General features: G+C 26.7%; 2 protein-coding genes. Both read right to left on the bottom strand.

Translation table 11 applies throughout. The features are described from left to right. Positions 1-177 precede the first annotated feature (177 nt). Entirely contained in the window at positions 178-354 is a 177-nt protein-coding gene (locus tag EC396_RS17900) for a hypothetical protein (RefSeq protein ID WP_164975276.1), read from the bottom strand. Positions 355-407: 53 nt separating this feature from the next. Then, on the bottom strand, positions 408-917 hold the full coding sequence (locus EC396_RS12210) for a CAP domain-containing protein (RefSeq protein WP_129366946.1): 510 nt from the start codon (positions 915-917) through the stop codon (positions 408-410). Positions 918-1,456 lie beyond the last annotated feature (539 nt).

Genomic DNA, 1,456 nt, shown 5'->3' with positions numbered 1-1,456 from the left:
TTAAAAAGATAATTATTAAAGAGACTATGTTGATAATTTCAATACAGCCTCTTTTTTAATTGAATAATAAAAAACTTAATTGCATTTAAAACAAAAAGCAGTTTGTTGTAATTCTTCTTGATTTTACTACCGTTGTGGGGACAACAATTTTCTTAGGTATGCCAGACTGATTTTTAATTATAAAAGAACATGATTTAAAGGACTTATAACTTCTTTATTGCTATTATTATAGCTAAAATCAGGAGTTAGTGTGTTTATAAATATTCTTTTAATTAGCACATTTTTATCTGTGTTAGAACTGTTTTTAATTACTTTTAAATGAGGTTCTTGTTGGTTTATTTTTAGGGGTTTCATAATTATATTTTTTAGTTATAAATATTCTTATATAAGTTATCAGATATAAATATTTATTTATTGATAAATATTTGAGTAAAATAATTTCTACCTGATGTTTTACATTTTTCAGTTGAAATTCCAAAATGTGTATAATTTGGGTTTTCAATTACAGCTCTATGGCTTTCGCTATTTAACCAGCCATTTACAGCGCCTTCGGCAGTACTAAAACCAAAAGCAACGTTTTCTCCAACTTGTTTTGCGTGTGCTTTTTCCATCAATGTTTTTGAACGTTCTTGAAAGTTGTCATGGTTTAATTGACCTACTTTAATCATGTAATTTGTATGTTCATCAGCAGTAACAGATACAATACTCATTGGTTTTAAGGCAGCTAAGCCTAATTCTTGTCTGTGAGCGTTTACTAAATCTAATATGTCAGATTCAATGGCTGAATATTCAATTGTATCAATTTCTGATAGTTGATTTGATTTGTCGAAATAAATCCCATCTTCTTCTTGTGAACAAGAGAATAAAACAAGACATAAAAGAGCAAGTAGGCTGTTTTTTAGGGGTAGTGTTTTCATTTTGTGGGGCTTTGTGGGGTTAGTTGTATTTAATGTTGTTTGTAAGGTATTTTAAAAAACTAAATTGATCTTTTTTCTAATGTAGTTTGGAATGTAAATCTGTTGTAAAATACCTGTTGATAAAATAAAATCATCAAGTTCATTTTTTGGAAAAAAATGACTTGATGATTTTATGTTCTTATTTAAAAATAAGAAGGGGTTGATTGAATTGTTAAAATGATATGTAAAATTAATTGTAATCATTTTATTGTTGTGGGGTTATGGGGTTATTGTATTAATATTACATAACAAATATATGAAAAATAATAACCCAAACAATAAAAAAACGTAAAAATTTACCATTTGTTTATAAAAACATACCGTTTATATGGTAAAACAATCCTTGTTTACGGAATTACAATACTATTTGTATGGTTTTCTAATACCGTTTGTTTAAAAAAAAATGTATTTCATTTTTGTTTTTACGCATAAAAAGAAGCCGTCTCATAACCTGAGGCGGTTTTTTTATTAAATGATTTGTATAAAAACCGGTCATTTTG

The organism is Lutibacter sp. HS1-25 (assembly GCF_004121075.1).
Classification (GTDB): domain Bacteria; phylum Bacteroidota; class Bacteroidia; order Flavobacteriales; family Flavobacteriaceae; genus Lutibacter.
This window is presented reverse-complemented; position numbering and strand designations above follow the sequence as displayed.

Bases quoted from the DNA above. Each gene is read 5' to 3' on its own strand.
- EC396_RS12210 (WP_129366946.1), bottom strand. From the start codon at position 917: ATGAAAACACTACCCCTAAAAAACAGCCTACTTGCTCTTTTATGTCTT.
- EC396_RS17900 (WP_164975276.1), bottom strand. From the start codon at position 354: ATGAAACCCCTAAAAATAAACCAACAAGAACCTCATTTAAAAGTAATT.